9 protein-coding genes and 1 pseudogene are annotated in these 8845 nt (G+C 66.4%); all 10 read left to right on the forward strand.

Annotated elements, in window-relative coordinates:
• Nucleotides 1-322 (forward strand): M15 family metallopeptidase (locus ACY3GB_RS18075; RefSeq protein WP_463089956.1); only part of this gene is annotated, 322 nt, incomplete at its 5' end.
• 133 nt (nucleotides 323-455) lie between these two features.
• Nucleotides 456-1463 carry a tRNA dihydrouridine(20/20a) synthase DusA gene (gene dusA, locus ACY3GB_RS18080; protein ID WP_463089954.1) on the forward strand — a complete coding sequence of 336 codons (1008 nt, stop codon included), beginning with the start codon at nucleotides 456-458 and terminating at the stop codon, nucleotides 1461-1463.
• Between the two features lie 103 nt (nucleotides 1464-1566).
• Nucleotides 1567-2640 carry an ABC transporter substrate-binding protein gene (locus ACY3GB_RS18085; RefSeq protein ID WP_463089957.1) on the forward strand — a complete coding sequence of 358 codons (1074 nt, stop codon included), beginning with the start codon at nucleotides 1567-1569 and terminating at the stop codon, nucleotides 2638-2640.
• Nucleotides 2641-2707: 67 nt separating this feature from the next.
• Nucleotides 2708-3301, forward strand: coding sequence for an RdgB/HAM1 family non-canonical purine NTP pyrophosphatase (gene rdgB, locus ACY3GB_RS18090; RefSeq protein ID WP_463089958.1), 594 nt, complete (start codon nucleotides 2708-2710; stop codon nucleotides 3299-3301).
• Nucleotides 3298-4488 (forward strand): radical SAM family heme chaperone HemW, encoded by a 1191-nt coding sequence (hemW, locus tag ACY3GB_RS18095; protein ID WP_463089959.1) that lies wholly within the window; start codon nucleotides 3298-3300, stop codon nucleotides 4486-4488. Before rdgB ends, hemW begins: the two co-directional genes overlap by 4 nt.
• Nucleotides 4488-4868, forward strand: a complete 381-nt coding sequence (locus ACY3GB_RS18100) for a RidA family protein (RefSeq protein WP_046155452.1) — start codon at nucleotides 4488-4490, stop codon at nucleotides 4866-4868. Before hemW ends, ACY3GB_RS18100 begins: the two co-directional genes overlap by 1 nt.
• Nucleotides 4869-5000: 132 nt before the next feature.
• Nucleotides 5001-5462 (forward strand): DUF4124 domain-containing protein, encoded by a 462-nt coding sequence (locus ACY3GB_RS18105; protein WP_463089960.1) that lies wholly within the window; start codon nucleotides 5001-5003, stop codon nucleotides 5460-5462.
• Nucleotides 5462-6298, forward strand: coding sequence for a PhzF family phenazine biosynthesis protein (locus ACY3GB_RS18110; protein ID WP_463089961.1), 837 nt, complete (start codon nucleotides 5462-5464; stop codon nucleotides 6296-6298). Before ACY3GB_RS18105 ends, ACY3GB_RS18110 begins: the two co-directional genes overlap by 1 nt.
• Nucleotides 6299-6396: 98 nt before the next feature.
• Nucleotides 6397-6828 carry a DUF2147 domain-containing protein gene (locus ACY3GB_RS18115; RefSeq protein WP_021476488.1) on the forward strand — a complete coding sequence of 144 codons (432 nt, stop codon included), beginning with the start codon at nucleotides 6397-6399 and terminating at the stop codon, nucleotides 6826-6828.
• Nucleotides 6829-7105: 277 nt separating this feature from the next.
• Nucleotides 7106-8845, forward strand: a pseudogene (gene recG, locus ACY3GB_RS18120) (ATP-dependent DNA helicase RecG); the annotation flags it as partial.

Genomic DNA, 8845 nt, shown 5'->3' on the forward strand with positions numbered 1-8845 from the left:
GCCGCAGCGCATCTACGTGGCTGATCCGGCGCGAGGCTCCATCCACAGTTTCGGCATGGCGGTGGACATCACCGCCGAGAACGAGGAGGGGCGCGAGCTCGACATGGGCACCGGCTTCGACGACTTCACCGAGCGCGCGCAGCCGCAGCGGGAGGCGGAGATGCTGGCCAGGGGGCTGCTCAGCGACGCGCAACTGGCCAATCGCCGGCTGCTGCGCGCTTGCATGGAGGCAGCCGGCTTCCGCGGCATCGCCACCGAGTGGTGGCATTTCGAGGCGGCCGACCGCGACTGGGTGCGCGCGCATATGCGGCTGATCGAGTGAGCGCGGGGCGATTTTGCCTTGACCCTGCCTTGACGTAGGTAGGATAATTCCCAGTTTGATCAAACGCTTATGCGTCGCAGCGTGTCCGGCCAGGCCGCGCGTTTTGCCGCTGCGAAAGAACTGGTTTTCCCGGATGAATCAAACGCTTGCCAACCGCCGCGCGTTGCCGCCGCGCCGCCTGTCCGTCGCCCCCATGCTGGACTGGACCGACCGCCATTACCGCTACTTCGCCCGCCAGATCACGCGGAACACCTGGCTGTACACCGAGATGGTCACCACCGGCGCGCTGTTGAACGGCGATGTGGCGCGGCATCTGCGTTTCGACGAGGCCGAGCATCCGGTCGCGCTGCAGCTGGGCGGCTCAGAGCCGGCCGAGCTGGCCGCGTGCGCCAAGCTGGCTCAGGAGTGGGGCTACGACGAAGTGAATCTTAACGTCGGCTGCCCGTCGGAAAGAGTGCAGAAGGGGGCGTTCGGCGCCTGCCTGATGGCGGAGCCCAAGCTGGTGTCCGATTGCGTGAAGGCGATGCGCGACGCCGTCGACATCGACGTCACCGTCAAGCACCGCATCGGCATCGACCAGATCGAGCATTACGATTACCTGCGCGAATTCGTCGACACGGTGGCCGAGGCCGGCTGCCGCACCTTCATCGTCCACGCGCGCAACGCCATCCTGAAAGGCCTGAGCCCGAAGGAGAACCGCGAGATCCCGCCGTTGAAGTACGACTATGTCTACCGATTGAAGCGGGAGCGGCCGGAACTGGAAATCCTGATCAACGGCGGAGTCAAGACCAATGCCGAGATCGCCGAGCATTTGAAGCACGTCGACGGCGTGATGGTCGGCCGCGAGGCCTACCACAACCCGTGGCTGATGGCCGACTGGGACGCGCTGTTCTACGGCGACGCGGCCGCGGGTCCGGAGCGCGCGGCGGTGGTGGAGGCGATGATGCCCTACGTGACGGCGCGGCTGACCGACGGCAGCAATGTCCGCCACATCGCCCGCCATATCCTGGGCCTGTTCCAGGGCCTGCCCGGCGCGCGCAACTGGCGGCGCATGCTGTCCGACGCCAAGCTCTTGGACGGCGCCGACGCCGGTCTGCTGCGCCAGGCCTACGAGGCCACGCTGGCGGGCCGCCGCGCCTGATTATCCGATGGCCGCCGACGGGCGGCTGTCTTCGCCAGGCGGCTGCGGCCGCCTTTTGTCATGGTTGTCATGCCCGGCATGACTGTCTGGAGGTGAATCCCAATTGAAAAAGTTGCACAAGCTGATGCTCGCCCTGTCGCTGTCTTCCGGCCTGGCCTGGGCCGGTCCCAATGACGTGCTGCACATCTACAACTGGAGCGGCTCGCTGTCCGACAACATCGTCAGGCAGTTCGAGAAGCGCTGCGGCTGCAAGGTGGTACAGGACTATTACGGCGACAACGAGGAAATGCTGGCCAAGCTGGCCGCCGGCGCCAAGGGTTACGACATGGTGTTTCCCTCCAGTTTCGTCGTGCAGGCGATGACCAAGCAGAAGCTGCTGCAACCATTGGACCACCGTCAGATCCCGAATCTGAAAAACGTGGCGCCGGCCTATCTGTCGCAAAGCTACGATCCGGCCAACCGCTACACCATTCCCACCGTGCTGTCGCTGACTTCCGTCGGCTACAACGTCGAGAAGCTGAAGCAACTGGGCGTCGATCCCTCCAGCTGGTCGGTGATCTTCGATCCCGCGGTGCTGCGGAAGATCAAGGGCAAGGTGACGGTGCTGGACAGCTCGCGCGAGGTGTTCGCCGCCGCGCTGTTTTACCTGGGCAAGGACCCGAACCGGGCGACCGACGCCGACATGCGCGCCGCGCGCGACGTGATCAAGCGCGCCAAGCCGTACTGGGCCGCCTTCTCCAACGCCAGCTATCTGAAGCAGCTGGCCGTCGGCAATATCTGGGTGGCGCTGGGCTACTCGACCGAATTCTTCCAGGCCAGCGAGGACGCGCGCCTGACCAAGCGGCCGTTCCATATCGGCAATGTCCCGCAGCGCGAGGGCAATGAGATCGGCGTGGACACGATGGCGATCACCGCCAGCGCCAAACGGCCGGACCTGGCGCACCAGTTCATCAATTTCATGCTGGACGGCCAGAACGCGGCGCAGCTGACCAACCTCAACGGCGCCACCAATCCGGTGGCGACCGCCAGTCCTTATTTTCGCGCCGATCTGAAAGCCAGCCCGGTGATCAATCCGTCTGCCGAGCAGGCGAAAAAATGGACGGTATTGCGCGAGTTGACGCCGGTGGAGCGCCGCGCGCTGGCGCGGATGTGGACGGAAGTGAAGGTCAGCCGCTAAGCTGGCGGCCTGGCCGGACGCTATCGACCCGGTTCGGCCGCACCCACAAGATAGAAAGAGCGAAAAGATGTTCGATCAACTGGTTCTCGCCAGCAACAACGCCGGCAAGCTGAAGGAGTTCGGCGCGCTGTTCGCCGAACTGGGCGTCACCGTGCGCCCGCAACGCGATTTCGACGTGCCGGAATGCCCGGAGCCGCACCACACCTTCCTGGAAAACGCGCTGGAGAAGGCGCGCCACGCCAGCCGGCTGACCGGCCTGCCGGCGCTGGCTGACGATTCCGGCATCTGCGTCGAGGCGCTGGGCGGCGCGCCGGGCGTGTATTCGGCCCGCTTCGCCGGCGAGCCCAAGTCCGACGCGCGCAACAACGCGCTGCTGGTGGAAAAGCTGCAGGGCGAGGCCAACCGCCGCGCCTGGTACTACTGCGTGCTGGTGCTGGTGCGCCACGCAGACGATCCGCAGCCGCTGGTGGCTGACGGCATCTGGCTGGGCGAGGTGCGCGACCAGGCCGCCGGGGAGGGCGGCTTCGGCTACGACCCGCATTTCTATCTGCCGAGCTACGGCGTGTCGGTGGCCGAGCTGGACGCCGCCGAGAAAAACCGCGTCAGCCACCGCGGCCAGGCGCTGGCCGCGCTGATGGCCAAGCTCAAGGCGCTGGCATGAGCGTGATCGACGTCTCGGCGCTGACGGGCGGCCTGCGCGAGCTGCCGCCCCTGGCGCTGTACATCCACTTCCCGTGGTGCATCCGCAAGTGCCCGTATTGCGACTTCAACTCGCACGAGCCGAAAAACGGCTTCGACGAGATGGCCTATGTCGACGCGTTGCTGCGCGATCTGGAATACTCGCTGCCCGAGGTATGGGGCCGGCCGCTGACCAGCATCTTCATGGGCGGCGGCACGCCCAGCCTGTTCAGCCCGCAGGCGATGGATGTGCTGCTGGCCGGGGTGCGCGCGCGGCTGAAGCTGCACCCGGACGCCGAGATCACCATGGAGGCCAATCCCGGCACCTTCGAGATCGAGCGCTTCCGCGGCTACCGCGAGGCCGGCATCAACCGGCTGTCGATCGGCATCCAGAGCTTCGATCCCAGGCATTTGAAGGCGCTGGGCCGCATCCATGACGGCGACGAGGCCAAGCGCGCGGTCGAGATCGCGCTGACCCACTTCGACAACGTCAACCTGGACCTGATGTACGCGCTGCCGGGCCAGACCCTGGACGAGGCGCTGTCCGACCTGAACACCGCGCTGTCCTACGGCATCACCCACCTATCGGCCTACCATCTGACGATAGAGCCGAATACGATGTTCGCGGCGCAAACGCCGAAGAACCTGCCGGACGACGAGGTGTCGGCCGACATGCAGGAAGCGATAGAGTCCTGTCTGGAAGCCGCCGGCTTCGATCATTACGAAACCTCGGCCTTCGCCAAACCCGGCCGCCACAGCCGCCACAACCTCAACTACTGGCAGTTCGGCGACTACGTCGGCATCGGCGCCGGCGCCCACGGCAAGATCAGCAGCCACGCCGGCATCGTCCGCCAGATGCGGCACAAGCAGCCGGCCGCTTATCTGAAGGCGGTGGCGGACGGCAATCCGCTGCAAAGCCAGCAGAAGGTCGCCCGCGGCGACCTGCCGTTCGAATTCATGATGAATCTGCTGCGCCTCACCGGCGGCTTCGAGAGCCGCCTGTTCCAGGAACGCACCGGCCTGCCGCTGGCGCTGATCCGCCGCCAGCTGGACGAAGCCCAGGCGCAAGGCCTGCTGGACGGCGATGGCGCCATCCTGCGCCCGACGCTGAAAGGCCAGCGCTTCCTCAACGATTTGCTCACCCTGTTCCTCAAAGAAGGAGATGAATAATGGCTAAGGAAATTATCCACACCGACAAGGCTCCGGCCGCCATCGGCGCCTACTCGCAAGCCGTCAAGGCAGGCAACACCGTCTACCTGTCCGGCCAGATCCCGCTGGACCCGGCCACCATGGCCGTGGTGGAAGGCGGCTTCGCCGCCGAAACCCACCAGGTGTTCAAGAACATGAAGGCCGTGTGCGAGGCCGCCGGCGGCAGCCTGGACCAGATCGTCAAGCTCAACGCCTATCTGACCGACCTGTCCAACTTCGCCACCTTCAACGAAATCATGGGCCAGTACTTCAGCCAGCCGTTCCCGGCCCGCGCCGCCGTCGGCGTGGCCAGCCTGCCCAAGGGCGTGCTGGTGGAAGCCGAAGCGGTGCTGGTGCTGTAAGCGCGCCGCGTTCGCGATGAAAAAGCCCCGGGAAACCGGGGCTTTTTGCTGTCTGGCAGATGGCCGAGCAGCCAGTGTTCAAACTGTCGGCGCTTTGGCATGTTGCGGCGATGTCCGCGAAGGAAGAGCGATATGAGATACGCGCTGTATTGCCTGCTGCTGGGCGCGAGCCTGAGCCACGCCGAAGTATTCAAGTGCCGGGGCGCCGATGGCAGCGTGGTCTATGGGGAGCAGCCATGCCCGGCTGGCAGCCGGACGGTGGAAATGGAGACGCATCCATTCAGCGTGATCGAGCAGAACGACGGCGAGCAATCGGCGCAGCATTACCGCGAGCAGTTGCGGCAGTGGTCGGACCAGCGCGACAAAAGCCGGCAGGCCGAGGCCAAGGCGGAGCGGCGCGAGCGGAGCGCGCAGCGCAGGAAATGGCTGGCCGAGCGCGAGCATTGCCGCAGGCTGGACGCCAGGCGCGCCGCGCTGGACGCTAACCTGCGCCGCGGCCAGCCGCTGCAGGAGGCCGAGCGCGTGAAACTGCGCCTTGCCAAGGTGGAGGATCAGATGCAGGATCGGGCATGCCATCTATATAAGGAGGATTGATGGGCGCTTACCGCTTCCAGATCGTCAACGTGTTCGCCGAGCAGCGTTTCGGCGGCAACCCGTTGGCGGTGTTCACCGACGCCGCCGGATTGTCGGATGACGACATGCAGTTGATCGCGCGGCAGTTCAACCTGTCGGAAACCGTATTTGTATTGCCGGGCGACGCCGGATGCGCGGCCAGCCTCCGCATCTTCACGCCCAGCTACGAATTGCCTTTTGCCGGCCACCCCACGCTGGGCAGCGCGGCCGTGCTGCATGCGCACGGCGAGCTGGGCGACGATTTCACGCTGCGCACCCGCTCCGGCTTGATTCCGATCCGTCATGCCGACGGCGTGTTCCGGCTGCGGGCATTGCCTGCGTCGGTCCGGCCCGGTTGCGGCATCGACGAAGCCGCGGCGATGCTGGGCCTGGCCGCTGGCGACGTGCTGCATGCGCCGCAGTGGGTGGATGCCGGCAGCGCGCAGCTGCTGATCGGCCTCTCCAGCCGCGAGGCGGTGCTGAACGCCAAGCCCGATCCGGCGTTGTTCACCCGTCATGCGACGCTGCGGCCTGGACGCAGCATCGCCTATGTCTGGCATCAGGATGGCGGTGTCGCTACCGTGCGGCTGTTCTTCGAGCAGCTGGGCGCTGTGATCGAGGATCCCGGCACCGGCAGCGCCTGCGCCAATCTGGGCGGCTGGTGCGCGCTGAACGGTCTTGCGCCGCTGTCGTGGACGGTGGAGCAGGGCGAGGCGATCAACCGGCCCAATCGGCTGTATCTGGATGTGGACGCGGATGGCGCGGTGAGCGTGGGCGGCCGTACCCAGCTCATGGGAACGGGCGAATTCCGCTGCTGATTCCATCCCCCGGCTTGACTGCCTTGTCTGCTATTGGCATCCTAGAGCCGCTACTCCAAACTGTTGTTTCATAACAAACGAGACGAGGAAAAAACATCATGATCCGAATCGCCAAAGCCGCCTGCCTCGCGACCGCGCTGGGCCTGGTCAGCCAACTGGCGCTGGCCGGCAGCGCCGCCGGCCTGTGGAAGACCATTGACGATGAAACCAAGCAGGCCAAGGCCCTGGTGCAGATCAACGAAGCGCCCAACGGCGAGTTGACCGGCAAGGTGATCAAGCTCTACCTGCACCCGGACGCGGTGTGCGACAAGTGCGACGGCGCCAACAAGGGCAAGTCGGTGAACGGCATGCAAATCCTGTGGGGCCTGAAGAAGAGCGGAGAGGAATGGTCCGACGGCCAGATCCTGGATCCGAAGTCGGGCAAGATCTACACCTCCGGTGCCAAGCTGATGGACGATGGCAAGAAGCTGCGCGTGCGCGGCTACATCGGCCCCTTCTTCCGCACCCAGGTGTGGGAGCGCCAGCAGTAAGCCGACGGACGCCAGGTCCATAGAAAGGCGGAAGCCGGCGCGAGCCGCTTCCGCCTTTTGCGTGTTGAGAACACGCCGCGAGCGTAGCGAGGCTCCCTTGCAGGGCAAGGGCGGGGGGATTGGGATTCGATGGTCAGGCGGCGGGCGCGCCCACTGATTTGGCGAGGCCCGGCTAGGCCGGGTCCTGCGGCATCGAATCCATGTCTGACCTGCTGCCTGAGTGGAAGCCGGCGCGAGCCGCTTCCGCCTTTCTCATTGTTGGGTACAATCGCTACTCATGAATTCCCCGATCGATCTCGCCAACCAGCCGCCGGCGGCGCCGGCCGCGCTGGTCAAGAAGCTGGAGAAGCTGGGCATACGCCGCCGCTTTGACCTGGTGCTGCACCTGCCGCTGCGCTATGAGGACGAAACTCATCTGTACCCGATCGCCGACGCGCCATACGGCCAGCCGGTGCTGGTGGAGGGCACCGTCACCGCGCACGAGGTCAGCTACAAGCCGCGCAAGCAGCTCAGGGTGCAGATCGAGGATGGCAGCGGCACGCTGCTGCTGCGCTTCATCCACTTCTATCCCAGCCAGCTCAAGCAGTTCGCCGAGGGCAGCCGCATCCGCGCGCTGGGCGAAATCCGCCGCGGTTTCGCCGGCGACGAGATGGTTCATCCCAAGACCCGCGAGGTGCGCGAGGGCGCGCCGCTGGCCGACAGCCTGACCCCGGTCTACCCGACGGTCAACGGCCTGACCCAGCCGGTGCTGCGCAAGCTGGTGCACGCCGAGTTGAAATCGCAGCGGCTGGACGAGCTGCTGCCGGCGCCGCTGATGGCGCCGCTGGCGCTGCTGCCGTTCGCCGACGCCATCCGTCTGCTGCACCAGCCGCCGCCGGAGTGGTCGGCGCAGCAGCTGGCCGATCCGCAGCTGCCGGCCTGGCAGCGGCTGAAATTCGACGAATTGCTGGCGCAGCAGCTGTCGATGCGCCTGGCCTACCGCGCGCGCCGGCTTGGGCACGCGCCGCGCATCGCCGGCGACGGCAGCCTGAGCGAAAAACTGCTGGCCCATCTGCCGTTCCAGCTCACCGGCGCGCAGCGCAAGGTGCTGGACGAGGTCCGCGCCGACATGCGGCAGGCGCACCCGATGCACCGGTTGCTGCAGGGCGACGTCGGCAGCGGCAAGACCATCGTCGCCGCGCTGGCGGCGCTGTCGGCGATCGAGGCCGGCTACCAGGTGGCGCTGATGGCGCCGACCGAGATCCTGGCCGAGCAGCATTATTTGAAGCTGTCCGGCTGGCTGGCGCCGCTGGGCATCGGCGTATCCTGGCTGTCCGGCAGCCTGCGCAAGAAAGCCAAGCAGCAGGCGCTGGACGAGATCGCCTCCGGCCAATGCCGGCTGGCGGTGGGCACCCATGCCCTGTTCCAGGACGACGTGGCCTTCCAGAAGCTGGGGCTGGCCATCGTCGACGAGCAGCACCGTTTCGGCGTCGGCCAGCGGCTGGCGCTGCAGGACAAGGGCGAGGAGCCCCATCAGCTGATGATGTCGGCCACGCCTATCCCGCGCACCCTGGCGATGAGCTTCTACGCCGATCTCGACGTATCGGCGATAGACGAGCTGCCGCCGGGCCGCACGCCCATCGTCACCAAGCTGATCGGTAGCCCGCGCCGCGCCGAGGTGGTGCAGTTCGTCGAGAAAACCTGCGCCGAGGGCAACCAGGCCTACTGGGTGTGCCCGCTGATCGAGGAGTCCGAGGCGCTGCAACTGCAGACGGCTGTGGATTGCCACCAGCAGCTGCTGCAGGACCTGCCGGGCCGCCGCATCGGCCTGGTGCACGGCCGGATGAAGGCGGCGGAGAAGGCCGAGGTGATGGCCGCGTTCGGGGCGGGCCAGCTGGACGTGCTGGTGGCGACGACGGTGATCGAAGTCGGCGTGGACGTGCCCAATGCCAGCCTGATGGTGATCGAGCACGCCGAGCGCATGGGCCTTGCGCAGCTGCATCAGTTGCGCGGGCGGGTGGGGCGGGGCAGCGCGCGC

This window comes from Chromobacterium sp. Ag138, assembly GCF_055181315.1.

Excerpts from the sequence above, each read along its gene's own strand:
- ACY3GB_RS18110 (WP_463089961.1), top strand. The coding sequence starts at position 5,462 with ATGGGCGCTTACCGCTTCCAGATCGTCAACGTGTTCGCCGAGCAGCGT.
- dusA (WP_463089954.1), top strand. The coding sequence starts at position 456 with ATGAATCAAACGCTTGCCAACCGCCGCGCGTTGCCGCCGCGCCGCCTG.
- hemW (WP_463089959.1), top strand. The coding sequence starts at position 3,298 with ATGAGCGTGATCGACGTCTCGGCGCTGACGGGCGGCCTGCGCGAGCTG.
- rdgB (WP_463089958.1), top strand. The coding sequence starts at position 2,708 with ATGTTCGATCAACTGGTTCTCGCCAGCAACAACGCCGGCAAGCTGAAG.
- ACY3GB_RS18105 (WP_463089960.1), top strand. The coding sequence starts at position 5,001 with ATGAGATACGCGCTGTATTGCCTGCTGCTGGGCGCGAGCCTGAGCCAC.
- ACY3GB_RS18100 (WP_046155452.1), top strand. The coding sequence starts at position 4,488 with ATGGCTAAGGAAATTATCCACACCGACAAGGCTCCGGCCGCCATCGGC.
- ACY3GB_RS18115 (WP_021476488.1), top strand. The coding sequence starts at position 6,397 with ATGATCCGAATCGCCAAAGCCGCCTGCCTCGCGACCGCGCTGGGCCTG.